The organism is Tahibacter amnicola (assembly GCF_025398735.1).
In the GTDB taxonomy this organism is placed as follows: domain Bacteria; phylum Pseudomonadota; class Gammaproteobacteria; order Xanthomonadales; family Rhodanobacteraceae; genus Tahibacter; species Tahibacter amnicola.
In genome coordinates this window covers 735,004-761,440 of sequence record NZ_CP104694.1, presented here as the reverse complement: position 1 = coordinate 761,440, position 26,437 = coordinate 735,004, and the positions used below count along the sequence as shown (strand labels likewise).

Annotated in this window: 19 protein-coding genes; 9 read left to right on the top strand and 10 right to left on the bottom strand. The window is 64.4% G+C overall.

What is annotated here, in order from left to right; genetic code table 11:
• The first annotated feature begins 218 nt into the window (after nt 1-218).
• The 6 genes from bioD (at nt 219) to N4264_RS03110 (ending at nt 10,470) form a co-directional block, all read left to right on the top strand.
• Nucleotides 219-944: a dethiobiotin synthase gene (gene bioD / locus N4264_RS03135; RefSeq protein WP_261695620.1), complete on the top strand. Its 726-nt coding sequence runs from the start codon at nt 219-221 to the stop codon at nt 942-944.
• A gap of 220 nt (nt 945-1,164) precedes the next feature.
• A complete protein-coding gene (locus N4264_RS03130) occupies nt 1,165-2,334 on the top strand; it encodes an efflux RND transporter periplasmic adaptor subunit (RefSeq protein WP_261695619.1) in 1,170 nt (389 codons plus the stop codon).
• Between the two features lie 9 nt (nt 2,335-2,343).
• Nucleotides 2,344-5,454: an efflux RND transporter permease subunit gene (locus N4264_RS03125; RefSeq protein WP_261695618.1), complete on the top strand. Its 3,111-nt coding sequence runs from the start codon at nt 2,344-2,346 to the stop codon at nt 5,452-5,454.
• A gap of 191 nt (nt 5,455-5,645) precedes the next feature.
• Nucleotides 5,646-5,999, top strand: coding sequence for a hypothetical protein (locus N4264_RS03120; RefSeq protein WP_261695617.1), 354 nt, complete (start codon nt 5,646-5,648; stop codon nt 5,997-5,999).
• Nucleotides 6,000-6,157: 158 nt separating this feature from the next.
• Complete coding sequence (locus N4264_RS03115) at nt 6,158-9,430, top strand: amidohydrolase family protein (RefSeq protein WP_261695616.1); 3,273 nt, start codon at nt 6,158-6,160, stop codon at nt 9,428-9,430.
• Between the two features lie 284 nt (nt 9,431-9,714).
• The gene (locus tag N4264_RS03110) at nt 9,715-10,470 is read left to right on the top strand and encodes an energy transducer TonB (RefSeq protein WP_261695615.1); all 756 of its coding nucleotides are present in this window, start codon (nt 9,715-9,717) and stop codon (nt 10,468-10,470) included.
• On the opposite strand, the gene N4264_RS03105 is transcribed toward N4264_RS03110, so the two are convergent.
• The 4 genes from N4264_RS03105 to N4264_RS03090 form a co-directional block, all read right to left on the bottom strand.
• Nucleotides 10,427-10,765 (bottom strand): hypothetical protein, encoded by a 339-nt coding sequence (locus N4264_RS03105; RefSeq protein WP_261695614.1) that lies wholly within the window; start codon nt 10,763-10,765, stop codon nt 10,427-10,429. The two genes, N4264_RS03110 and N4264_RS03105, sit on opposite strands and share 44 nt — an antisense overlap.
• Before the next feature lie 241 nt (nt 10,766-11,006).
• Nucleotides 11,007-11,999, bottom strand: coding sequence for a COX15/CtaA family protein (locus N4264_RS03100; protein WP_261695613.1), 993 nt, complete (start codon nt 11,997-11,999; stop codon nt 11,007-11,009).
• Nucleotide 12,000: 1 nt separating this feature from the next.
• Nucleotides 12,001-12,549, bottom strand: a complete 549-nt coding sequence (locus N4264_RS03095) for a redox-active disulfide-containing membrane protein (protein ID WP_261695612.1) — start codon at nt 12,547-12,549, stop codon at nt 12,001-12,003.
• Nucleotides 12,546-13,280, bottom strand: a complete 735-nt coding sequence (locus N4264_RS03090) for an SURF1 family protein (RefSeq protein ID WP_261695611.1) — start codon at nt 13,278-13,280, stop codon at nt 12,546-12,548. Before N4264_RS03090 ends, N4264_RS03095 begins: the two co-directional genes overlap by 4 nt.
• Nucleotides 13,281-13,337: 57 nt before the next feature.
• Here N4264_RS03090 and N4264_RS03085 point away from each other — a divergent pair, with 57 nt between their 5' ends.
• Nucleotides 13,338-13,547 carry a twin transmembrane helix small protein gene (locus N4264_RS03085; protein ID WP_261695610.1) on the top strand — a complete coding sequence of 70 codons (210 nt, stop codon included), beginning with the start codon at nt 13,338-13,340 and terminating at the stop codon, nt 13,545-13,547.
• Between the two features lie 82 nt (nt 13,548-13,629).
• Here N4264_RS03085 and N4264_RS03080 read toward each other — a convergent pair whose 3' ends face one another.
• From N4264_RS03080 to coxB, 5 genes are read right to left on the bottom strand one after another with little or no spacing between them, the layout of a single operon-like run.
• A complete protein-coding gene (locus N4264_RS03080) occupies nt 13,630-14,499 on the bottom strand; it encodes a cytochrome c oxidase subunit 3 (protein WP_261695609.1) in 870 nt (289 codons plus the stop codon).
• A 29-nt stretch (nt 14,500-14,528) separates the two neighbouring features.
• On the bottom strand, nt 14,529-15,098 hold the full coding sequence (locus N4264_RS03075) for a cytochrome c oxidase assembly protein (RefSeq protein WP_261695608.1): 570 nt from the start codon (nt 15,096-15,098) through the stop codon (nt 14,529-14,531).
• Nucleotides 15,095-15,226, bottom strand: a complete 132-nt coding sequence (locus N4264_RS03070; protein ID WP_261695607.1) for a hypothetical protein — start codon at nt 15,224-15,226, stop codon at nt 15,095-15,097. Before N4264_RS03070 ends, N4264_RS03075 begins: the two co-directional genes overlap by 4 nt.
• 56 nt (nt 15,227-15,282) lie before the next feature.
• Nucleotides 15,283-16,908 carry a cytochrome c oxidase subunit I gene (ctaD, locus tag N4264_RS03065; RefSeq protein WP_261695606.1) on the bottom strand — a complete coding sequence of 542 codons (1,626 nt, stop codon included), beginning with the start codon at nt 16,906-16,908 and terminating at the stop codon, nt 15,283-15,285.
• A 27-nt stretch (nt 16,909-16,935) separates the two neighbouring features.
• Complete coding sequence (gene coxB / locus N4264_RS03060) at nt 16,936-17,859, bottom strand: cytochrome c oxidase subunit II (RefSeq protein WP_425508305.1); 924 nt, start codon at nt 17,857-17,859, stop codon at nt 16,936-16,938.
• A gap of 813 nt (nt 17,860-18,672) precedes the next feature.
• Between coxB and putA the strand changes: the two genes are divergently transcribed.
• Nucleotides 18,673-21,819, top strand: a complete 3,147-nt coding sequence (gene putA / locus N4264_RS03055; protein WP_261695604.1) for a bifunctional proline dehydrogenase/L-glutamate gamma-semialdehyde dehydrogenase PutA — start codon at nt 18,673-18,675, stop codon at nt 21,817-21,819.
• 527 nt (nt 21,820-22,346) lie between these two features.
• On the opposite strand, the gene N4264_RS03050 is transcribed toward putA, so the two are convergent.
• Nucleotides 22,347-23,303, bottom strand: a complete 957-nt coding sequence (locus N4264_RS03050) for a transposase (protein WP_261695603.1) — start codon at nt 23,301-23,303, stop codon at nt 22,347-22,349.
• A 684-nt stretch (nt 23,304-23,987) separates the two neighbouring features.
• On the opposite strand from N4264_RS03050, the gene N4264_RS03045 reads away from it, so the two are divergent.
• On the top strand, nt 23,988-25,973 hold the full coding sequence (locus N4264_RS03045) for a PA14 domain-containing protein (protein ID WP_261695602.1): 1,986 nt from the start codon (nt 23,988-23,990) through the stop codon (nt 25,971-25,973).
• Nucleotides 25,974-26,437: the final 464 nt, after the last annotated feature.

Here is a 26,437-nt window from a genome sequence, read left to right as displayed (position 1 = left end):
TGGTTTCCCTCGGACGAACAGCTAGTGTAAACGACAGCGGGCTACGAACTCCGGGTGTATGTGTCGCTGTGTGCCTTGAAGGCCAGGCCCCGCTGCGGGAATCCGACCGAAGGCGGCATCTGCTGGCCCGGCGTGCGCGCCAGTTCCCCGTGGAATGTCGGGGCAGACCCGTCCGCGTCATAATCGGCCTCTTGCCGCCCGGATCCCCACGCCAACGCATGCCAGCCCGCCCCATTCCGACCGGCCTTTCCGCCCAGGGCCTGTTCGTCACCGGTACCGACACGGGCATCGGCAAGACGCATGTCAGCGCCGGACTGGTGGCCGCCCTTGTGGCCTGCGGTGCGCACGCCGCTGGCATGAAGCCGGTCGCCAGCGGTTGCACCGATGACGCCGGTCGGCTGGTCAACGACGACGCACTGGCCCTGCGACAGGCCAGCCGGCCCATGCCCGCCTATGAGCATGTCAATCCCTTCGCCCTGCGCGAGGCGATTGCACCGCACCTGGCGGCACGGCAGGCGGCGGTCACCCTGACGCTCGATCCGATCGAAGCGGCGTACCGGGCGTTGTCGGTCCAGGCCGACCACATCGTCGTGGAGGGCGTGGGCGGCTGGTGCGTGCCGCTGTCCGACAGCCTCATGCAGGCGCACATCCCCCTGCGGCTGGGCCTGCCGGTCGTGCTCGTCGTCGGCCTGCGCCTGGGTTGCCTCAACCACGCCCTGCTGACCGCGCGCGCCATCGTCGCGGATGGCTGCGAGCTGGTCGGCTGGATCGCCAACCGCGTCGACGCGACGATGCCTTTTGCAGAAGAGAACTTGGATACTCTGCAACAACGGTTGCCCGCACCGCTGCTGGGCACGGTTGGACACGGCCCGGCCGCATCCGTTGCCGATGCCCTGGCCCCCATCGCGCGTCACTGGATGGCGCGGGAAATTGCCGGCCGTTGAATTGCCGGATCGGCACGCCCGAGCGCCGACAACTGACAAAAAAACCGCAGACTGGGATTTCTATCCTTATCGATGCCACCGGCACATGACGCCTGCCGGCAAGCCGCCATTCGACCAACGTCGCTGTTTTTACACCCATCGTGCACTGCCGTGGCGGTGCCGCCGGCGCACGACTAATGGCACGTCCGCGGCGCTAGAATCCCCGTTACTACTGGAAAACTTGGCCAGCCTGTCGACGCGCGACCTCCGCCACGCCAGCTACGCCCGATGGAGCCCCTATGACGCGTACCCCCCTCCCGCCCGCGCCCACCTGTTTCGAGCCGGACTGCTTGCCGCCGGCATCGCGGTATCGCTGCCCGCGTTTACCCAGGGCCCGCCGGGTGGCATGCCGCCCACGGCAGTGGAGGCAGCGCCGCCCAAGGTCGAGTCGGTCGCCGAGTCGCTCAGTGCCGTCGGTACGCTGCGTGCGGATGAGGCCGTGACCTTGCGGCCGGAGGTGGCGGGACTGGTGGAATCGATCCTGTTCGACGAGGGCCAGAAGGTCAGCAAGGGCCAGCCGCTGTTCCGTCTCGACGGTAGTCTGGCTCGCGCCGACATGGCCGAGGCACAGGCCATGGCCTCCAACAGCGAACGCGAGCTCAAGCGTGCGACCGAAATGGCCGGGCGCAAGCTGATGGCGCCGGCCGATGTCGACAACAAGCGGGCTCAGGCGAAGGTGGATGAGGCGAAGCTCGCGTCCAGCCGCACCCGCCTGGACAAGACCGAGATCCGCGCGCCGTTTTCCGGCACGGTCGGACTGCGCCTGGTCAGCCCGGGCGAGTACGTCAAGGCCGGCGACGCGCTGGTGGACCTGGTTGCCACCGATTCGCTCAAACTCGATTTCAGCCTGCCCGAGGTATACCTGGGCCGGTTTCAGCCGGGCCAGAAGATCACTATCCAGGTCGATGCGGGCGGCGCCCGCCGCTTCGAGGGTACGGTCTACGCGGTCGCCCCCCAGGTCGACCTTGCCACGCGCTCGGTCACCTTGCGCGCCCGTGTTGCGAACACCGACGGCGCATTGCATCCGGGCCAGTTCGGGCGCGTCACGCTGGAAGTCGGCAATCGGCAGAATGCCCTGCTCGTCCCCGAGCAGTCCCTGTGGCCGCAGGGCGGAAAGCAATTCGTATACATCATCAAGGACGGCAAGGCAGAACTGGTCGAAGTGACGACCGGCCTGCGCAAGCCGGGTTTCGTCGAGATCGTCAAAGGCGTGACTGCCCAGGACATGGTGATCAGCGCCGGTCAGATGAAGATCCATCCCGGCGCACCGGTACAGGCCCAGGCGCAGACCGCGCCGGCAGCGGCCGCCGCCCAGTCGCCGGGTGGCAGTGCCGGTACGCCGGCGCGTTGAGGAGAACCCATGATTCTCTCCGACATCTCCATCCGCCGCCCGGTCTTCGCCACGGTGGTGAACCTGGTGATCCTGCTGGTCGGCCTGATCTGCTACGAACGCCTGGCCGTGCGCCTGATCCCGAAGGTCGACACGCCCGTGGTCAACGTCGCGACGACCTACCCGGGCGCGAGCGCCCAGGTGATCGAGTCGCAGGTGACCACGCCGATCGAAGAGCAGTTGTCGGGCATTGAAGGCATCGACTACATCCGCTCGGTGTCGCGCGAGGAATCCTCGCAGATCACCGTGCGCTTCCGCCTCGACCGCGATCCCGACGCCGCCGCTTCCGACGTGCGCGACCGCGTCGCCCTGGCTCGCGACTTCCTGCCACGCGAAGTGCGTGAGCCGGTCGTGCAGAAGCAGGAAGCGGACGCCCAACCGATCATCTACCTGGCGTTCTCGTCCGATCGCCATTCGGAACTGGAAATCGCCGACTACGCCGAGCGCCTCGTCAAGGACCGCGTGCAGAACATCGCCGGCGTGGCACAGGCCCAGGTCTATGGCAACAAGTTCGCGATGCGCGTGTGGCTCGATCCGGCTCGCCTGGCCGCCTATTCCTTGACACCCGCCGACGTCGAAGACGCGCTGCGCGCACAAAACGTGGAGATTCCCGCCGGCCGCATCGAAAGCACCCAGCGTGAATTCACCGTGCTATCGGAAACCGACCTGAAGACACCCGAGGAATTCGGCGCGGTCGTGCTGCGCACAGGTGCCGATGGCTACGCCGTTCGCATCCGTGATGTCGCCCGGGTCGAACAGGGCGCGGACCAGGCGCGTTTCCGCGCCCGTTTCAACGGTCGCAATGCGGTGCCCCTGGGCGTGGTCAAGCAGGCCACGGCCAATCCGCTCGCCATTTCCGCGGGCCTGCACAAGTTGCTGCCGGAGATCCAGCGCACGCTGCCCGAAGGCCTCACCGTCGAGATCGCCCACGACTCGACGATCTTCATCGAGCACTCGATCAGCGAGGTCTACTGGACGATCGGCGAGGCCATCCTGCTCGTCGTGCTGGTGATCTTCCTGTTCCTGCGTTCGGTCCGCGCGACGCTGATCCCGATCGTCACGATTCCGGTCTCGCTGGTCGGCGCGTTCGCGCTGATGTATGCGTTCGGGTTCTCGATCAACACTCTCACCCTGCTGGCGATCGTGCTGGCCATCGGCCTGGTCGTGGACGACGCCATCGTGATGCTGGAGAACATCTACCGGCATATCGAGGAAGGCATGCCGCCCATGGAAGCCGCCCTGCGCGGCTCCAAGGAGATCGGCTTCGCCATCGTCGCCATGACCCTGACGCTCGCTGCCGTCTACGTGCCATTGGCGTTCTCCACCGGCCGCACCGGCCGCCTGTTCATCGAGTTCGCCCTCACCCTGGCTGGCGCGGTGCTCGTCTCCGGCTTCACCGCCCTTACCCTGTCGCCGATGATGTGTTCGCGCCTGCTGCGGCACACCACGTCCCACGGCAAGGCGTTTCAGCTGGGCGAGCGCGTATTGCGCGGCGTGCAGAGTGGCTACGAACGCACGCTGGGCTGGAGCATGCGCCATCGGCTGGTGGTCTATGGCTTCGCCGGCATCGTGCTGGCAGGTCTCGTCAGCCTGTTCGCCTTCAAGGCGCTGCCGAGCGAGCTGTCGCCCCAGGAAGACCAGGGCTTCGTGATCGGTTTCGGCATGGCGCCCGAGGGCGCCACGCCCGATTACACCGACTCCTACGCCAAGCAGATGGAAGCGGCGTTTGCCAAATCGCCCGGCGTCGACCGCTACTTCCAGATCGTCGGCTTCCCCTCGGTGACCCAGACCATCGGCTTCGTCGGCCTGGTGGACTGGTCCCAGCGCCCCATGAACGCAGCCGCGCTCCAGGGCATGCTGTTCCCGCAGTTCATGGGCATCACCGGCATCATGGCGTTTCCGGTGCTGCCACCGGCGCTGGGTGCGGATGACTTCGGCCAGCCCGTGTCCTTCGTCGTGCAGACCACTGGCAGCTGGGAGGACCTCGACAAGATCAGTAACTCACTGCTGGCCGAGATCCGCAAGAATCCCAGCCTGACCAACGCTGATTCCGACCTCAAGCTCAACAAGCCACAGCTGCGCGTGGATATGGACCGCGACAAGGTGGCCGCCGTCGGTGCGAAGGTCGAGGACGTGGGCCGCACGCTCGAAAGCCTGCTCGGTGGCCGGCAGGTGACGCGTTTCAAGCGCGGCTCGGAGCAATATGACGTGATCGTCCAGGTCGACAACGAAGGCCGCCGCGTACCCGACCAGCTTTCCGCCATCTACGTGCGCGGCGCCAATGGCGGCATGGTGCAGATGGCCAACCTGGTGCAGGCCCAGGAGTCAGTGGCCGCCAAGGAGCTCAACCACTTCAACCGCCTGCGCTCGGCCACCATCAGCGCGGGCCTGGCGCCCGGCTACAGCATGGGTGAAGCACTGGACTGGCTGGCCGACGCCGTCAAGCGCGTGGCGCCGGATTCGCAGTACGACTTCTCCGGCCAGTCGCGCGAATTCCGCGAGTCGTCCAGCGCCTTCGTGGTGATGCTGCTGCTGGCGCTCGCCTTCATCTACCTCGTGCTTGCCGCCCAGTTCGAAAGCTGGATCGACCCCATCATCATCCTGATCTCGGTGCCGCTGGCGGCCTTCGGTGGATTGTGCTGCCTGGTCCTGGTGAACATGTTTGCAAAGTGGGGCCTCACTGACATGGCCGGATCGTGGAACATCTACACCCAGATCGGCCTGATCACGCTGATCGGCCTGATCGCCAAGCACGGCATCATGATTGTGGAATTTGCCAACCAGTTGCAGGCGCACGGACGAAGCAAGCGAGACGCGGCGTTTGAGGCGGCCCGATTGCGCCTGCGCCCCATTCTGATGACCACCGGTGCAATGGTGCTCGGCGCGCTGCCCCTGGCAATTGCCTCGGGCGCGGGTGCCGAAGCCCGCCACCAGATCGGCTGGGTCATCGTCGGCGGCATGAGCTTCGGCACCTTGCTGACGCTGTTCGTCGTGCCCGCGGTGTACACACTGCTGGCGCGTACGCACCGCGCCATCGCCGGAGAAGACGCTGCCGCCGGTATCGGGGCGCAACACGCGTGACGGCATCACCACCGGCGCGACGGACGCTATCTGCCTGATAGCATGCCACCCCATCGACGGCGACGGCCGTCGACGGGGCCGCGGCTGGCCGCTGCCGCGCCGGGCGGGAAGCAAGGTCCGACCCGCCCGTCGTCACGCCGTCCCCACTCGCGCGCGCTAGACTATCGCCAGGCTGGACACCGGAGTCTCCCATGGCTGCACGCCCGCAACGCTTCTTCCTGAGCATTGGCGATCTGTCCCAGGCCCGCGGCGAGTTCGCCGAGCTGTCCTTCGACGGCATCAGCCCCGATAGCTTCGCCGCCGCCCTGCAGGCCGCCCTGCGCGCACCCCAGCTCTGGGAGCGCTGGCGGGCCTTGCAACCCGACCCGGATGCAGTCGATCCGGCCCTGGGGGCCAGCGATCCCGCCGCCCATGTCAGCGCAGAACAGTCTGACCTCCACACCGAGATGGAAGTGGTGACCAGCCTGCCCCACGCCGTGGTGAAGCACCGCATGAATCTCCTGGCCGGCCGGGTGTGGAAGCTGCACGACGTGCAACCCGCCTGATCCTGCCGCCGACGCAGCCAGGCGCCCGTCCACCGTCCGTGGCCGGGCCCTCGCCGCGGAATCGGCCGGAAAAGTCATAACCACCCGGGACTTCCAGCCCAAGCCGGCGGCGCGCGCCGTGTCCTAGCATCGACCGCATTTTCGATGGGGAGACACGCATGACGCACCGTCCGTTGGCCCTCGCGCTGGGCCTGATTCTCGCCGTACCCGCCCTGGCCGCCGACAAGGAAAAGAAGGCGCCGGAGTGGAACGTGAACGCCCCGCACGGCGCGACCAAGTCCGTGAAGTTCACCACCGACGAAGGTACCTGGATGGATCTGGACGTCTGTCCCGACGGCCGCCAGATCGTGTTCCAGCTGCTGGGCGACCTGTATCTCCTGCCGATAGAAGGCGGCACGGCCAAGCGCGTCACCAGCGGCGCCTCCTGGGATGTGCAGCCGCGCTTCTCGCCCGACGGCAAGGAGATCGCCTTCACGTCCGATCGCGCCGGCGGCAACAACCTGTGGCGCATCCGCACCGACGGCAGCAACGCCAAGCAGGTGACCAAGGAGAACTTCCGTCTCCTCAACAATCCGGTCTGGACCCCCGACGGCCAGTACCTGATCGGCCGCAAGCATTTCAGCTCCGAACGTTCGCTCGGTGCCGGTGAGCTGTGGCTGTACCACACCGCCGGTGGCGAAGGTCTGCAGCTGACCAAGAAGAAGAATGACCAGCAGGACCTGGGCGAACCGGCAGTCAGTCCGGACGGGCGTTATGTGTATTTCTCGGAAGATGTCTCGCCGGGCCCCTCGTTCCAGTACAACAAGAACCCGCACGGCACGATCTACGCCATCAAGCGGCTGGATCGCCAGACCGGCGATATCGTCGACGTCGTTTCCTCCCCGGGCGGCGCGGTGCGACCGCAGCCCTCGCCAGACGGCAAGTCGCTCGCCTTCGTCAAACGCGTGCGGGAAAAATCCGTTCTACACAAGGTAGACCTTTCCACCAATGAAGTGACGCCACTCTGGGACGGCCTCTCCCACGACATGCAGGAAGCCTGGGCCATCTTCGGACCCTATGCCAACTTCGCCTGGACGCCGGATTCGCGCAGCATCGTCATCTGGGCCCAGGGCAAGCTGTGGCGCGTGGACGCGGCGAGCGGCAAGCCGGCGGCCATTCCGTTCTCTGCGGCAGTGGACCAGACGGTGGCCGCCCCGCTTCGCTTCGAACAACCGCTCGACCGTGACCACTTCGCACCCCGGATGATCCGCGACGTCGCTACGAGTCCCGACGGCAGGACGGTGGTCTTCCACGCGCTGGGGCATCTGTGGACCAAATCCTTGCCGGACGGCAAACCGCAGCGCCTTGCGACGCGCAATGACATCTTCGAATACCAGCCGCGCTTCAACGCCGACGGTTCGAAGTTGCTCTATACGACCTGGTCTGACGAAAAGCAGGGCGCCATCGTCGAGCGCGACCTGCGCTCGGGCAGTGAACGGACGCTCACGAGCGCACCGGGTTTCTACTATTCGCCGGCCTTCTCGCCAGACGGCAAGTACGTTGTGTGGTCCAAGCAATCCGGCAGCTCGCTGACAGGCTCGCTCAACAGCGGCGAGACCGGCGTCTACGTCATGGCGATCGACAGCGGAAAGCCGGTGCGCGTGGCCAAGGAAGGCGTCGAGACGCGCTTTTCCGGCGACAGCAAGCGCGTGATCTTCCTGACCGGCGGCGATCTGAAGAAGAAGATCTCCAGCGTCGGCCTCAATGGTGAGGAGCCGCGCGAGATTTTTGACCTCAAATACGTCGATTCCGTGTCGATCAGTCCCGATGGCCGGTGGGTCGCCTTCACTGAATTGTTCAATGCCTACGTCACGCCCATGCCGCAGACCGGCGGCGTGATCGAGCTGAACAAGGACTCCTCGGCCATTCCGGTGACCAAGGTTTCCGCCGACGTCGGCTCCTACCTGCACTGGGGTGGCGACAGCCGCAGCCTGCACTGGATGGTCGGCAACCGCTATTTCACCCGCGAACTGAAAGACGCTTTCGCGTTCGTGCCGGGCGCGCCGGCCACGCTGCCCAAGCCTGAATCGCTCAAGGGCATTGATCTCGGGTTGACGACAGCCGTCGACAAGCCGACGGAGGTGGTCGCCTTCACCCATGCCCGCCTCGTCACGATGAACGGCGAGGAGGTGATCGAGGACGGTACGCTCGTCGTCGAGGGTGACACGATCAAGGCACTGGGGCGCAATATTGCCGTTCCATCCAATGCGCGCGTGGTCGACGCCAGCGGCAAGACGATCGTGCCGGGCTATGTGGACGTCCATGCGCATGCCAATCACTTCAGCACGGGCGTCGTGCCGCAGGCGAACTGGGCGTATTACAGCAACCTTGCCTTCGGCATCACCACGATGCACGACCCTTCCGCGACGACGGAAACCGTATTTTCCCAGGCGGAACTGGTGAAGAGCGGAGACCTGGTTGGTCCGCGGGTGTTTTCCACCGGCACCATCCTTTATGGCGCCGATGGCGACTTCAAGGCCGTGGTCAATTCGCTGGACGACGCGCGCGCCCACCTGCGACGCATGAAGGCGAACGGCGCATTCAGCGTGAAGAGCTACAACCAGCCTCGCCGCGAACAGCATCAGCAGATCAACCAGGCCGCACGCGAGCTTGGCATGCTGGTTGTCGAGGAAGGCGGTTCGACCTTCAACCACAACCTGCCGATGATTCTCGACGGCGCGACCAGCATCGAGCACAACATCCCCGTCGCGCCGCTGTACGGCGATGTCGTAAACCTGTGGAAGCAGACCGACGTGCGCAATACGCCCACCCTGGTGGTGACTTATGGCGGCCTCTCGGGCGAATACTGGTGGTATGCCCGCAGCAATATCTGGGAAGACAAGAAGCTCAAGCGCTTCTTCCCGCGCGAGACGCTGGAGGAACGCTCGGTACGCCGCGAAACGGCACCGGAATGGGACTATCATCACATCGAAGTCGCCAAGGCGACCAAGCACCTGCGCGACAACGGTATCCGCATCCAGATCGGCGGGCACGGCCAGCTGCAAGGCCTGGCGCCGCACTGGGAAATCTGGATGCTGACCCAGGGCGGCTTCAGCAACCACGAAGCCCTGCGCGCCGCGACGTTCGACGGCGCCGACATGCTCGGCATGTCAAAGGAACTCGGCTCGCTCACCCCCGGCAAGCGCGCTGACCTCGTCGTGCTCAACACCAACCCGCTGGAAAACATCCAGGCCACAGTCGACACGCGCTACGTGATGGTGAACGGCCGCCTGTTCGACGTCGACGCCGACATGGCCGAAGTCGGCGGCAAGCAACGCCCGGCACCGACGTTCTACTGGCAGCGCCACCGCGACGGCCGCACCTTCGGCATGGAATACGGCCCGACGGCGCCCTGCCACTGCCCGAAGGGTAATCGCCGCCACCAGCACTGAGTGCACCAAGCAGGCGCCGCAGTGCCGCAGGGCACTGCGGCGCGCACAGAATCAGGTTTGGTGCGCGTTTGGTGCGTTTGGTGCCACCCATCCAGTTTGTTGCCACCCATCCAATTTGGTGCCACCCATCATTTGGACCGTTTCAATTTGGTGCCACCCATCATTTGGACCGTTTCGATTATGCGCGGACGACTTCGAGCGTCGGCATCTGACGTGTCATGGCATTGATGCGCGGCCCCGATTGCGCAACGATTCCTGATTGGACCTCGCCGGATTCTTTCCCCATGCAGTACTTTCTTGCCGCGCTTGCACTCGCGAGTGTCATCGTTGTCCCTGCCAAGGCGGAATCCTGCACGCAACTTCGGTACACCGAAGCGAAACCACCGAAGTACCCGGAAGCGCTGAAAGCGAAACCGGTCAGCGGCACGACGGTGCTCCGTGTGCTGGTCGATACGGATGGCAAACCCAGGGAAATCCAGGTGGAGGTATCCAGCGGCTATGAACAGTTGGACGCCGCGTCCGTCGAAGCAGCGAACATGTGGCGATTCGTACCCACGCACTGCGATGGCAAGCCACAGGAATCCTGGGCCTTGATTCCCTTCAGGTATGGACCAGATGAAATGGCTGGCTCTGGGCCGGCCCCATCGCCCACAGACGCTGGTGATCCGCCACCGACAGCCGCACGCGATCAGGATGTCGAAGTGCTGGCCGACAAGGAGCCCATGGAGTTCGCCACCGCAAAAGAGGGTGCCGCCGCGTTGCGGGCACGATCAGACGTGAATGCCGATTTCTCACGCTCGAAGGACGTGAAGTTCTTCACGCTGCAGGGCGGTGACGGTCGAGTCTGGGTCTCCTACGAAGCGCCGCACTATCCGGGCAACGCCATCGTCAGAATGCGCGCGGCAAGGCAAGGCAACGTCGCACGAAATTGGTACGCGGTACTGTGCGAAGGGCCTGAGGCCTGGTGCCGTTCGCTGGGCGAAACGACCGCGGCCTTCATGCGGGAAAATCCGATGCCGGTACCTCCGCCACGACCGTGAGTCCCGACTTCCGGATTGGTTCCATTGCTTTGCACTGCGCACCGGCGCACCAGCACCAACAGCCACCGCGGTACGCGGGCATCAATTCGGTGCCACCCATCAATTCGGTGCCACCCATCAATTCGGTGCCACCCATCAATTCGGTGCCACCCACCAATTCGGTGCCACCCACCAATTCGGTGCCACCCACCAATTCGGTGCCACCCACCAATTCGGTGCCACCCACCAATTCGGTGGCACCCACCAATTCGGTGCCACCCACCAATTCGGTGCCACCCACCAATTCGGTGCCCACCCACCAATTCGGTGCCCACCCGCCAATTCGGTGCCACCCACCAATTCGGTGCCGCCCACCAATTCGGTGCCACCCATCAATTCGGTGCCACCCACCAATTCGGTGCCACCCACCAATTCGGTGCCACCCACCAATTCGGTGCCCACCCGCCAATTCGGTGCCGCCCACCAATTCGGTGCCACCCATCAATTCGGTGCCACCCACCAATTCGGTGCCACCCCTCATTCCGCGGATGGCCGAGCTAGGCTGACCTGCGCAGCCGCACCATCATCCCGAGCAACACGAACAGCAGTACCGCCGCCACGCCGTTGTGCGCGGTGGCCACCGGTAGCGGCAGACCCAGCTTGACGTTGCTGATACCCAGGACAATCTGCACCGCGAGCGCGGCGAGCAGCGCGAGCCCCCACGCGCCAAGTCGGCGGCGGAACGCAACCATGATCACGCCGATGAGGTGGCCCGTGACGACTACGGCACCGATGCGGTGGACGAGCTGGATCGCCGTGCGCGCATCCGCGTCAAGCACACCGCCTTCGTAGTTCACGCCAATTCCACGCCACAGCACGAAGGCCTCGCGGAAGTCGGTCGCAGGCCACCACTTTCCGGCGCAGGTCGGGAAATCCATGCCGCAGGCCAGGGCCGAGTAGTTGGCGCTGGTCCAGCCACCCAGCGCGATCTGGATGGCGACCAGCGCGATGCCGACGATCACCATTCGTCGCAGTTTGGCGGTTTCGTCGGTTCCGCTCGCGCCCAGGGTCAGTCGCAACGCGACAAAAGCGAGAAGGGAAAATGTCAGCATGCCACCGACGAGGTGCGCCATCACCACGATTGGCTTGAGCTTCCAGGTCACCGTCCACATGCCCAGCAGTGCCTGGAACACGATGACCGCGGCGGTAACCAGCAGCACACGCGATTCGGTCCCCAGCTGCGTCCGTCGGCGGAACGACAGCGCGGCCAGGGTAAAGGTAAGCAGCACCAGGAAGCCGGCGAGGAAGCGGTGCACCTGCTCGCGCCAGGCTTTGTGCGATTCCACTGGCCGTTCCGGAAAGGCCTCATTCGCCGTGCTGATCTCGGCCTCGTGCTTGGGCCAGGTGATCTTGCCGTAGCAGGTCGGCCAGTCCGGGCACGACAGACCCGCATTGGAAAGACGCACGAAGGCGCCGAACACGATCACCAGCAGCGCGAACGCAACGGCGAACCACGACAGACGGCGAACCAGCACGGAGGAAGCGCTCATATCAACGGATCAGCTTGGACAGGTCTTGCCGCACGGCAGCGGCGTCATAGTTGGCGTCATAGTGAAGCATCAGCTTGCCAGCGGGATCGACAATCGCCGCGACCACACTGTCCAGCTGCGCAGGTGCCAGCCCCAGCAGCGCTTGTGCCTTGCTGTCGACGAACTGGATGCGGGTCTTGGCGTCGGCTGGACGCAGATCTGATGGAAACTGGATCGCGGCCAAGCGCAGACGCCGCGCCTTCTGAGTCATCACGGACCACAGTTTCTCCGCTTCGCCCAGACGCGCCTGGCAATTCTTCGCACAGCCGGGTCCGGCGATCAGCACCAGTGTCCAGCGGTACTCGATGTCCTTCCACGCATAGGGCTGCCCGCCCGTCACCGTGGCCGGGTCGTCGGCGATATCCACGGGCGGTTGCACCAGCTTTCCGAAATTTCGTGTCTGACCCGGCTGCCAGTCCAGCAGGTGCAGGGTGAAGGCCACCACCATCGGCGCCAGGAAGATCAGCATCACCGCGATCAATTGCAGGCGTTTGCGACGTTGTGGATTCATGTGCGATGTCCTTTTTGATCTTTTCGCCAATGCAGCACCACGAAGATCACCACCGCCGCGACGGCGAATGACAACCATTGAAAGGCATACCCGCGGTGGCGTGACGGCGGAATGATGGCCGGGGTCCACTCACGCCTGAGCGGCGAACCGGATTCGGCGTCCAGCAACAGCAGGCGTGGACGCAATGCACTTCCCAGGTCAGCCGCGATGGCCGCCTGGTCCAGGAAAATGGTTTCCTTCGGCCAGGACTTCTGCCGCGGCAGCGCATCGCCCCCCATGCGCAGACCACCGCCCGGCGGCGGTGCATAGATGCCTTCCAGGATCCGATCGTCTGCCGGCAGGCTGGGAAACGCAGGCAACGTCACTCCCGCCGGGCTGGCCACCCATCCAAGGTTGACCAGTAGATCGGCCGCCTCGCCATTCGGCGTGAACACGCCGATGGCGTAACGCCCGTTCCTGCCGTCACGCACCTGATCCACGAGCCAGTACCCTCGGTCGGTTCGATAGCGTCCGTTGACGCGGACGCGGGGCAGCACCTCGGCCGGCAATGCATCTGTCGAGGGGGACAACGACTGGGTAGGTGCCGTGGCGGACGCCGCGTAGGCGGCCAGCAGGACCTCCTTCTCCTCCGCCCGGGCCCACTGCCAGCGTGCCAGCGCCAGGAAGAGCGCAAGGCCTGCGGCGAATAGCAGCAGGGCAAACCAGGACGGGCGGTGCCAGCGCCTGGTCACAGTGGCTGCGGCCTATACTTCACGACCAAGCCTCCTGCGCATGCCTTCGAGAATTCCATGGCCGGCAAGATAATCATCATCGCGTTCCTGATCGTGATCCTCTACAACCTCGGCGCCGGGCTGTACTACATGATGGTCGACAAGGGCGCCACCGACCGGACGGTCAAGGCGCTCACGTGGCGCATTGCGCTGTCCGTGACGCTGATCATCCTGGTGATCATCGGTATCAAGCTGGGCTGGATCCAGCCGCACGGCGTAGGTCAATAAACGCACAGAGCCGCACACGGCGGCTCTGTCGCAAGGCAGGTGCAGCCAATGCGCGAAGTGCGGGCACTTCGCGCGACGGCGCTTACAGCACGTACACGAAGACGAACAGGCCGAGCCACACGACGTCGACGAAGTGCCAGTACCAGGCAACGGCTTCGAAGCCGAAGTGGTGTTCCTTGTCGAAGTGGCCAAACGCACAGCGAAACCAGATCACCAGCAGCATGATGGTGCCGAGCGTGACGTGCATGCCGTGGAAGCCGGTCAGCATGAAGAACGTCGCGCCGTAGATCCCCGAGAACAGGGTCAGGTTATGGTGATAGGCCTCCATGTACTCGTAGGCCTGGCAGTACAGGAAGATCGCGCCGAGGAGAATGGTCAGGCCGAGGAAGACCAGCAGCTGCTTGCGGTGACCGGCGCGCAGGGCGTGGTGGGCGATCGTGATCGTGACGCCGGAGGTCAGCAGGATCAGCGTATTGACGAGCGGCAAGCCCCAGGCAGAAACAGTCTCATAGGCACCGCCGAGCGCACCCGGTCCGTTGGTCGGCCACGCCGTGGCGAACTGCGGGAACAGATAGAAGTTGGTCAGCGCGCCGTCGCCCTCGCCGCCCAGCCACGGCACCACGAAGCTGCGTGCGTAGTAGAGCGCGCCGAAGAACGCCGCGAAGAACATCACTTCGGAGAAGATGAACCACATCATTCCCATGCGGAACGAGGTGTCCACCTGCTTGTTGTACAAGCCCTTGATCGATTCGCGGATCACGTCGCCGAACCAGCCCCACATCATGTAGAGCATGATGGCCGTTCCGACGAAGAAGACCGGCTTGCCGATGCTGGCTTCGTTGAGCCAGTTGGCCGCACCGAACATGGTAATGAACAGGCCGATAGAACCTACGATCGGCCACTTGCTGCCATGTGGCACGTAGTAGATGTGCTTGCCTTGTGCTGCTGCCATGATCAAAAACCCCGGATTGGAACGCTGGTTCAGGTCGCCGGTACGGCGGCCTGGTTGGATTCGGCAAGTTTCTTCGTCGCGATGTCGTTCTCCACGAAGGAGTACGCGAGCGTGACGGTACCAATATCTTTTGGCAGCCTCGGATCGATGATGAACCGCACCGGCATGCGGCGCGTTTCACCGGCGTTGAGGAGCTGCTCGGTGAAGCAAAAACACTCGGTCTTGTTGAAATACAGCGAGGCCGTGTTCGGCGCGACGCTCGGTACCGCATTGCCGACGATGGCACGATCGGACGTATTGGTGGCGTCGAAAAACGCCTCCGACAACTCGCCCGGATGCACCTGCATGCTCACTTTCTCGGCGTTGAAGCGCCAGGGCAGCTTGCTATGCGTGTTGGCGATGAACTGCACTGTCACCCAGCGCGACGTGTCCACCTGCATGCCGGCGACTTCCGACGCGTCGGTAGCGCCCTGGTCCATCTTGATACCCAGGACATGCTCGCAGGCGATGTTGTAGAGCGGCACCAGCGCAAAGCAAAACGCGAAGGCGATGCCGGCGATAACCCAGCCATTGCGCTGCCAGCCAAACCCGCTGCTCATGCCGCCACCATGCGCTGAATGTAGCCGCCGATATAGATCAGAAGCACGATCGCACCAATGATCCACGCCGTCCGGCGCACACCGGCGCGGCGGTCTTTGGGATCGAACGAGGGCGATTGCGGGCTCATGGGTCAGCTGCCGGCTCGGGAGCCGTCGTCAGACGACGGCTCCGGGCATCGGATCATCAGTGCGTCGGATCACCATGCGCCAGCATGGACGCGTGGATGACCGGCGGTTCGGTGAAGGTATGGTGCGGAGCCGGCGACGGTACCGTCCATTCCAGGCCATGCGCGCCTTCCCACACCTGCGTCGTCGCCTTGGCACCGTACTTCTTGGAGTGCCACAGCACGTAGAACATGATGATTGGCGAGCACAGCATGCCGAAGGCGCCGATGGAGCTGACGAAGTTCCAGTCAGCAAAGGCGACGTTGTAGTCCGGAATACGGCGCGGCATGCCGGCCAGGCCCAGGAAGTGCTGCGGGAAGAACAGGACGTTGACGAAGATGGTGCTCCACCAGAAGTGGAACTTGGCCAGCGGCTCGCTGTACATCTTGCCGGTCCACTTCGGCCACCAGTAGTACACGGCGGCGATGATCGAGAAGAGGGCACCGGTCACCAGCACGTAGTGGAAGTGCGCCACCACGAAATAGGTGTCGTGGTACTGGAAGTCGGCCGGCACGATCGCGAGCATCAGGCCCGAGAAGCCACCGATCGTGAAGAGAATGACGAAGGCGATCGCCCACAGCATCGGCGCTTCGAAGGTCAGCGAGCCCTTCCACATCGTGGAGACCCAGTTGAACACCTTCACGCCGGTCGGCACCGCGATCATCATCGTGGCGTACATGAAGAACAGCTCGCCACCCAGCGGCATGCCAACCGTGAACATGTGGTGCGCCCACACGATGAACGACAGGAACGCAATGGAGGCCGTGGCGTACACCATCGCCTGGTAACCGAACAGCGGCTTGCGGCTGAAGGTCGGGATGATTTCCGACACCACGCCGAAGGCCGGCAGGATCATGATGTAGACCTCGGGGTGACCGAAGAACCAGAACACGTGCTGGAACATGACCGGGTCGCCACCACCTTCGGTATTGAAGAAGTTGGTGAGGTTGTAGGCATCGGTAAGCAACATCGTCACCGCACCGGCAAGCACCGGCATCACGGCGATCAGCAGGAACGCGGTGATCAGCCAGGTCCATACGAACAGCGGCATCTTGAGCAGGTCCATGCCCGGCGCGCGCATGTTCAGGATCGTGGCGATGATGTTGATCGCACCCATGATGGAGCTGATGCCCATCATGTGGATGGCGAAGATCGCGAAGGAGATCGACGCACCGCCCTGCAGCGACAGCGGCGGGTAAAGCGTCCAGCCGCCGGCCGGCGCGCCACCCGGGAGGAACAGGGTCAACAGCAACAGGCTGAATGCGAACGGCATGATCCAGAAGGACCAGTTGTTCATGCGCGGCAGCGCCATGTCCGGCGCGCCGATCATCAGCGGGATCATCCAGTTGCCCAGGCCCACGAAGGCCGGCATGACGCCGCCGAAGATCATGACCAGGGCATGCACCGTGGTCATCTGATTGAAGAAATACGGCTCGACCAGCTGCAGGCCCGGCTTGAGCAGTTCGGCGCGGATCACGCCCGACATCGCTCCACCGATGCAGAACATGATGAACGCGAACACCAGGTACAGGGTACCGATGTCCTTGTGGTTGGTGGTGAAGACCCAGCGATCGAAAAAGCCCGTGGGCTTGTGATCGTGGTCGTCGTGGTGATCGTTATGATCGGTGGCGGCGTGCGTAGCCATGGGCTTCGACCTCTACAACGTTATGACTTAGCCCTGCGGCGCAGCGGCGGGAGCCGGCGCAGCAGCATGGGCATTCGGGGCGGAGGCTTCAGCCGTGGCGGCCTGCTGGCCGGCGAGCCACTGTTCGAACTCGGCCTTCGGCTTGGCGACGACGACGATCGGCATGAAGCCGTGGTCCATGCCGCACAACTCGGCGCACTGGCCACGGTAGGTGCCGGGCTCCTTGATTTCCGTCCAGGCGTCGTTGATTACGCGCGGAATCGCGTCAACCTTCCAGCCCAGCGCGGGCACCCACCAGGCATGGATGACGTCATCGGCGGTAATGACAAAGCGCACGCGGGTCTTGGTCGGCAGCACCAGCGGCTTGTCGACGTTGAGCAGATAGGTGGCTTCTTCGCCGATCTTGACGGCGTTCGGGTCCAGGCCCGACTTCAGCTGGCGCGTCTTGTCACTGTCGGCATCCAGCTTGGAAATGAACGAAATACCGACCGGCTTGTTCTGATATTCCATGTAGTTATAGCCCCAGCGCCACTGGTAACCGGTGATCTTGACCGTCAGCTCGGCGTTGGAGGTATCGGCCTGCTTGACCAGCATGCTGGTCGCCGGGAAGGCCATGGCCACCAGGATGACGATCGGGACGATGGTCCAGATCACCTCGGCGGTCGTATTGTGGCTCCACTGCGCGGCAACGGCGCCTTTGGACTTGCGGAACTTGAACATCGCCCACGCCATCGCGCCGAACACGATGATGCCGATGACCACGCAGATCCACAGCGCGATCATGTGCATGCGATAGGCATTCTGGGCTGTCTCGGTGACGCCCGGGTCCATGTTGAGCTGCCAGCGCGCCGGGAGGCCGCCGGCCGCGTTCGCGATGCCTGTCGCCAGCGCCAGCGACACCGCAGCGACGGCTCGTCCGATACGCGTAGTTGTCAAAGACTTCATTGCCATCACTCGTTGCAACCTTGAATTCGGTGGTTCGGGCGGCTCGACGTTGCTGCTGGGACGACATCGCAACCGCGCGAGGCGAGGGCGCGGCTGCCATCACTGCTCAAGGGACGTCGAGAGACCATCGCAAACACACGCGCCCGCATCGTGGACGGTCCAGTCCGCCATGGCCGGGACCGGACGCGGCGCTGGAAACGCCGGTACGGCACCGTTCACAGCCTGACTGGGCTGGGATCGTCGCTGACGCGGTGCGTGAAACCGTAAAATGATAGTCACTGAGGGACTTCGCAGCAAGGACGAGGGCTCTCTGGCCCCCGGCAAACGCCTCGCCGCGGTCCGCCGGAACCCGCCGCAAGATCGCGGACAGCCCCGAAAGACGTGCCGCTTCCCGATGGAACCACGCCATCGCAAGGGCCGGCGACCGTTGTCACGACAGGGCGGAGCGCGCCGCGAGGCCACCGGTGTCGCCCGGCCGGATCGGCCGCAGCCAATGGCCCGGCCCTCCCCGATCGCCGGATCGGCCAGAATCCCGGCCCCTCGCCAATCCGACGGCCAGCCTGTCGTGAAGCGGCCCGGATCGAACTGGCAGACCTCACCAACTGGCCCCCGGCGCCCTGTCATCCCGCTGATCCGGCCGAGGACCGCGCCCGAACGCCCGCTGCATGCCTGTCCGGCGACTGGGCGGACGCGGCGACCGGATGTCGCATCCCTCGCCACGTGCGCTTATGTCACTTGGCCGCTTTAGAGCCCCACCTCTACAATCCGGCTCCCTGCGTCGCCGGTCGGGTCACCGGGACGCCAACCCAGAGAGCCTTTGTGACCGACATTCTCAGCCCCGAACTGCCCGCGCCGGCCGATGCGACCCGCGCGCGCATGACCGCGGCCTATTGCCGCGACGAAACCGAAGCCGTCAACGAACTGGTCGCCCAGGCGGCGCTGCCGCCCGCCGAACGCGACCTGGTGCTGGCTCGCGCCGGCGAGCTGGTCGCCCGGGTACGCGCCAAGGCCGACCAGAAATCCGCGGTTGAATCTTTCATGCGCGAGTACGACCTGTCCTCCGAGGAAGGCGTGCTCCTGATGTGCGTGGCCGAGGCGCTGCTGCGCATCCCCGACAAGGAGACCGCCGATAAGCTGATCTCCGACAAGCTGGGCGACGCCAACTGGGAATCCCATCTCGGCAAGAGCGACTCCGTCCTGGTCAATGCGGGCACCTGGGGCCTGATGCTGACCGGCAAGCTGGTCACCCTCGCCGACGAAACCCAGCGCAATTTCATGGGCGCGCTCAAGCGCCTGGTCGGACGCGCGGGCGAGCCGGTGATCCGGCTGGCCGTGCGCCAGGCCATGCGCATCATGGGTCACCAGTTCGTGATGGGCCGCACCATCAAGGAAGCCCTGGACCGCGCGCAGGAGAAAGACAACCGCGCCTACCGCTATTCCTATGACATGCTCGGCGAGGGCGCGCTCACCACGCCCGACGGCGAGCGCTACCACCGCGCCTACATCGATGCGATCAAGGCGCTGGGCGGCCGCGGTCCGTTCCCGAACGTGCTGGACGCGCCCTCGATCTCGATCAAGCTCTCGGCCCTGCATCCGCGCTACGAAGTGGCCAAGCGCGCCCGTGTCGAGGCCGAGCTGCAACCCAAGCTGCTGGAACTGGCGCAGCTGGCCAAGGCCCAGGGCATCTGTCTGACCGTCGACGCCGAGGAAGCCGATCGCCTGGAGATCTCGCTCGACATCATCGCCGCCGTACACGCGCACCCGTCGCTGGCCGGTTGGCAGGGCTTCGGCCTGGCCGTACAGGCCTACCAGAAACGCGCCCCGTTCGTGATCGACTGGCTGGCCGAGCGCGCCCGCGCCAATGGCCAGCGCTGGTGTGTGCGCCTGGTCAAGGGCGCCTATTGGGACTCGGAAATCAAGCGCGCCCAGGAGGGCGGCCACTCGGGTTATCCCGTCTATACGCGCAAGCCCAACACCGATGTGTCGTACCTTGCCTGCGCGCAGCGCCTGTTCGACTACGGCGAGCTGTTCTATCCGGCATTCGCCACGCACAACGCGCACACCATCGCGGCCATTCACCACATGGCCAAAGGGCGTCCGTTCGAGTTCCAGCGCCTCCACGGCATGGGCGCCGACCTGTACGCCGAAGTCATCGGCGAGAAGAACCTGAACGTGCCGTGCCGCGTCTACGCGCCGGTGGGCTCGCACGAGGACCTGTTGCCGTACCTGGTGCGTCGCCTTCTGGAAAACGGCGCAAACACCAGTTTTGTGAATCGTATCGTGGACGAGTCGCTCTCGATCCGCGACCTGGTCGCCGACCCGATCGAGGTCGTGCGCAACTTCAGCACCAAGCCGCACCCGCGCATTCCGCAGCCGGTGGGCCTGTTCGGGGAGCAACGGAAGAATTCCATGGGCGTGAACTTCGGCAACGACAACGAAATCAAGGCACTCGCCGACGCGATCGCCGCCTCCGTGCAGAGCTGGAAGGCAACGCCGCTGGTACCGGGTGCGACCTCGTCCGCAACACCGACGCCGGTCACCGACCCGGCCGACCGCCGCCGCACGGTTGGCAGCTGGCAGGCCGCCGACAGCGCGACGGTCGAGAAAGCCCTTGGCAATGCCGCCGCCGCGCAGCCGGACTGGGATCGCATGCCCGCCGCCGGCCGCGCCAAGATTCTTGAGCACACCGCGGACCTGCTGGAAACCCACCGTGGCGAGCTGATCGCCCTGTGCGTTCGCGAAGCCGGCAAGACCATTCCCGATGCCATCGCCGAAGTGCGCGAAGCCGTCGACTTCTGCCGCTATTACGCCAATCAGGCGCGCAAGCTCCTGGGTCATCCGGAAGTACTGCCGGGCCCGACGGGCGAATCGAACCAGCTGTTCCTGCATGGCCGCGGCGTCTTCGTCTGCATCAGCCCGTGGAACTTCCCGCTGGCGATCTTCATGGGCCAGGTGGTGGCCGCACTGGTTACCGGCAATGCCGTGATCGCAAAGCCCGCGGAGCAGACGAACCTCGTCGCGTTCCGCGCGACGCAGATCCTCCACGAGGCCGGTGTTCCAGCAGCTGTGATGCAGCTGCTCCCCGGCGACGGCGCTACCGTCGGCGCAGCACTGTGCAAAGATCCGCGCGTCGCCGGCGTGGCCTTCACCGGCTCGACCGAAACCGCGCGCGCCATCAATCGCGCCCTGGCTGCGCGAGACGCCGCCATCGCCGTACTGATCGCCGAAACGGGCGGCCAGAACGCCCTGATTGCCGACTCGTCATCGCTGCCAGAACAGGTGGTGAAGGATGCCGTGAACTCGGCGTTCTACTCAGCCGGTCAACGCTGCTCCTGCGCCCGCATCCTGTTTGTGCAGGAAGACATCGCCGACAAGGTGATCGCGATGCTGGCCGGCGCCATGGATGAGCTCAAGATCGGCGAACCGCGCCTGCTGTCGACCGACATCGGCCCGGTCATCGACGAGGACGCGAAGAAGATCCTCGACGAGCATTCGGCCCGCATGGAGAAGGAAGCGCGCCTTATCAAGGTCGCCAAGATGGGCGAGGAAGCCGCCCATGGCACTTTCTTCGCCCCGCGCGCCTTCGAAATCAACTCGCTGTGCCAGCTCAAGCGCGAAGTGTTCGGCCCGGTATTGCACGTGCTGCGCTGGAAGGCCGCGGATCTGGAGAAGATCATCGACCAGATCAATGCAACCGGTTATGGCCTCACGCTCGGCGTGCACAGCCGCATCGACTCGACGATCGAGAAAATCTCCAGAAATGTCAAAGTGGGCAATTGCTACGTCAACCGCAACCAGATCGGCGCGGTCGTCGGCGTACAGCCCTTTGGCGGCGAGGGACTCTCCGGCACCGGCCCGAAGGCCGGCGGCCCGCACTACCTTACGCGCTTCGTCACCGAGCGGACCGTCACGATCAACACCACGGCTGCAGGCGGGAACGCGTCGCTGCTGACGCTCGGCGAGTAACCGTGCCAACGGCGGAACGGCCCGGCCGTTCCGCCATCGACCGAACCAGGGTAGATCACCGCCGACGCAACCTTGCCGCGCCCCGTCGCCGGTCAATCGTCGCCGCCACAGGCAGCCGTCAGCTTCGGTCCTCCTGCTTCCGCCTCCGCGGGGCCTTCAGCCTTTACGTTCAGTCGTATTCATGGCCGGCACTGGCTTCCATGGCTGGCACCCTGTGATCGGGTGGAAAGTGCCAGCCACGGTGGATCGGTGGGTGGCCGGTGCCAACCACCACCAGCTCCGTCGTGGCTGGCACCGTCTGATATGGCTGGCACCGTCTGTGTGGCTGGCACCGTCTGATATTGGCGAGCTGAAGACCGCATCTGCGCGAGATGATGAGCGTCGCCGTCGGGGCATTCAAAAATGTCGGGAAACTGGCTCGAGCCGGGGCATGCCATTCCCGGCCGCTGGATCTCCGCCGTGGCCGAGCCCCGGGGAGCACCCGTACTGTTCACGGTTCGTCTTTTCCCTTAGATCAGCGAAGTTGCCTACGCCTGCGGCACTTGATCCCTGCCGCCCCCCTTGAGCCAGCATTGGCCGATCAGACGTGCCATATCCGCAAGGGCCTGCGCCGCTCCAACGGCTCGCCAGTACAGCGTCTCCATCCCGCCAGCCTGGCGCAACCAATAGCGATCGGTGACGTTCAACCGAAGGAGAGCCGGCGGAGCCGTGGCGCTGATATGCCCGCGCTTGTCGACTCTACGCTGCCGGCCGGTCCAATCGACAAGGTCGATGTATTCCCGACGACTGACTGGCAGCCCGCCGCACGCGAGGCCACCCAGGGGCAGCAACGGCGAATCCGCGTCCTTCTCTGAGCGGATTCTCCGACGTGCCGACGTGTATTCGGAAGCCGCCAGATCTTTTGCAATACCCGCGCGGATCGGATTGAGATCGACATACGTCATGCACGCCAGGACCGCCGCATCATCCAGCAGCGCCTGGCATTTGTAGCGGCCTTCCCAGAAGCGGCCCGTGCACTCGTCCTCCGCATTCGCGCGACGGGCAACCGGTTCGTTCAGGCAGCGCATGAACCAAGCGAGGTCCATCAGCCGCTTGCGGTAGATTTCCACCTGGCCGGCGTCCGTGGCAATGAGGTGTCGCTTGTTGCGGCACGCGTCGATATCGACCAGCCCGTTCCTGCGAGCAGGACAAAGGCGTACCCAGCGCTCCGCAACGTCACCGGCGCTCCACGCCATGGCCACGGTCGGGTCTAGGTAGAGCACCAGGTGGACGTGGTTGCTCATGACCGCATACGCGTAGACCCCCACAGCAAAGATCTCCGCCAGTTCGAGCAGCCGCTCCTCGATCCAGCGACGGCGGTGCGACAGGCTCTGGCCCGTGAGCGGATTGACCCCGCACAGGAACGCCTGGCGCACACATCGGGAGATGCAATGATAAAAGCGCGGCGATTGTGCGCTGACGAGCTGGTAGCGGGATGGTCTCATGCGGCCATCGTCACGCACGTGCCATTGTCAGAGCATCGGCGATTTCCGCGAACTTAGTTCGGAATAATCTGATTTTCATTTTGCGCCCGATGCGTCACCGCCGGAGTTGAAAGACACCCGCCCAATTGCCAGAGCACAGCACATCGGCACCGCGATTCATGGATGGCACCGTTTCCGCGCCGCGATTCATGGATGGCACCGTTTCCGCGCATACATGGCTGGCACCGGACACGCAGGCGCCAAGCACATCCGGCGCCGGGCAGCACCTTCGATACGGATGAAACGGCATGCGACGTTTGCGCGCGTTTTCTCGCATGAGCGTGTCCCGTCTCGCAAGATTATTCTAAAGACCGACGAAGGATTTCGTTTCTGAACAACGGCGCCAGAATGTCGAGCAATCGACGGGATATGTGAGCGCTTTGTCATTTTGTCCACCGATAACATCGTGTATTTTGGTGCTGCGCGACCAAGGGCGGGGGCTCGTCGGATACGCACCGGAACCATCGAACGACGCCGCGCAGCAAACTCCGGACATCGGCAGCTGACAGGGATCTGCCGAATAGGCACGGCCTTACAAACGACGCGAAACTGGCGTATCGGCGGCTGCTAAATGTTCGCCGGCGGCGGGCGGGCGTGGCTGGTCGTGCGGTCTGGCGAAATCTCACTCAGTCACGGATATCTACGATGCGAAAACTGCAATGGTTGTCGACGGGCGCGAGCGCGCTTGCCCTGGGTATTTCTGCGATGTTGGCCGCGGGCCCCTCCACCGCCGCCAACTCACTGGTTGGCGTGCACGACTTCTCCGGCGACACGTCGATGGTCGATCCTGCTGCACCGCATGGCGAACGCGGGTGGGCGGTGGAGCTGGTACATGCAACAGATGCCTGCCGTGGGGATGTCAGTGGCCTGGCAGCCATGGCGCAGGCAGCGAAGAATCAGGGCATGCAGGTGATCTTCCGCGTCGACTACAAGTCGGCCAACGGTCGGCAGGTCGCTGTACCGGTGAATTCCGCGGAATACAATCAGTGGCGATCGGACTTCTTCCAGTGCACCAGCAAGCTCGCGTCGATCACGAATCTGTTTATCGTGGGGAACGAGCCGAATCTCGATTACGACCAGCAGCCCATCACGGCCGGACAGTACGCCGCGGCTTTCAATCATCTGTGGGCCGCCAAGCCGGCCGGCGTGCAACTCCTCGCGACCTTCAACTCCCCTTTTACAGACCCCGCCTGGATGGGAACCATGGCTGGCGCGCTGACCGGTTCGGACGGTTTTGCCATCCACACCGGCGGTATCCGCGGCAGCTGCACGGATCCGCGCCAACCTTGCCGCGCGATTCCGAGCTGGTGGTTTGACAGCGCCTTCCGCTACTACCGCGATGTGATAAGCGCCATTCCGGCCGCGAAGCGCAAGCCGGTCTATATCACGGAGTTCAATACCTACACGGGTGGTACTGATCCCGTTCCGCAGCAGAACTACCAAGCCGACTGGGCAAACAAGGCCTACGAGGAGATCCGCAACTACAACGCCACGCGCGGTACGTTACCTGAAGTGCGCGCGTTGTGCTGGTTTACCGATCGCGTGCGCACGGGGTTCCCGGGGTTCGCGCTTCGCAACATTCCACAGGCGTTGACCGATATCAAGGAAGAGTTCCGGAATCCCGCCAATCGCGGTTCGACGCCCCCGACCTGTTCGACCTCCACCCTGCCCATTCCCAGCGATCGCTGGCGGCTGCAGATCTGGAACAACCGACAGTTCAGTGGCGCGCCTGTCGACGTGCGTCATGAGGCCGTCGGAGCCAACGGCTTCAGTTACAACTGGGGCAATGGCGCGGCCAGCAACTGCACCGGACCGGACAACTACGCCATCCGCTTCGAGCGTGTTGCCAATTTCGCAACATCCGGAAACTATACGTTTACAGCGACAGCTGACGACGGCGTTCGGGTATGGGTCGACAACGTACCGGTCATTGACCAGTGGCGCGACCAGGCGCCCAGTACGTTTACCGCCGTGCATTGGGTGGCCGCGGGCAACCACACGATCCGCATGGATTACTACGAGAACGGCGGCGGCGCGACGGCGGCGCTGAACTGGACTGGCGGTGGCGGCGCAAGCAACAACGCTACTGTCGTGCGCAGCGCCTCTTCGGTGCCTGCCACCATGGCGCCGAATGAAACGCGCCAGGTCTCCGTGCGCGTCACCAACACCGGGACCAGCACCTGGACGGCCGCGAACAATTACCGTCTGGGTTCGACGTCAAACAACACGGTAACCTGGAGCGGCTGGAGCTGCGGCGGCTATAACGTCTCGCCGTCCAACGCGCGCGCCTACCTGTGCAGCAATCTCTCGATCGCTCCCGGCGCCAGCCACACGTTCACCTTCAACATCACCGCCCCCGCATCCGGCGCGGCGAATTTCGGCGTACGCATGGTTCGGGATGGCGTCGAGTGGTTCGGCACCACCGAGTCCTGGTCAATCGCTACCGGTAGCACCAATCCGTATCCGAGCTGCCCCTGCAATCGCGCCGACAACTATTGCCAGCACGGCCCAAGCACCCCCGGGTGTCCGATGACCTCTCCGGGCGGCTATTGCGATCCGAACGGAAACGGCGGATATGAGGACGGCGACTGGACGCGGGGCTACTACGAGTACCAGCAATACTGCCGCTAGTTGAACAGGCCGGCCGCGGCGAGTCGCCGCGGCCGGCTCCATTGGCTCTGCCGTGAACGCGGCGTGCCGTCAGTCTGGTGGATCGACACCCGGCACCGACCATCCGTACTCACGCTCCGCCGTGGCGAATCATGGCTGGCACTATCCGGGCACCTGCATCACTCGCCACCGGGTCAAGGATACGGTGGGTGGTACCAAGCCCGATCGGAGCCTTTGCCGGGAATCAGCCGCGTTGCGCTCTCCGCCTGGGTAAGCAGCACCCGCGCATGACGGCTGGAACCAAACTCGTGGGTGGCACCGAGTTCCTCATGACGGCTGGAACCAAACTCGTGGGTGGCACCGAGTTCCTGGGTGGGTGGCACCAAACTCCGTGGGTGGCACCGAATTCCTGCAAACTCCGTGGGTGGCACCGAATTCCTGCAAACTCCGTGGGTGGCACCGAATTCCTGCGCGCATGACGGCTG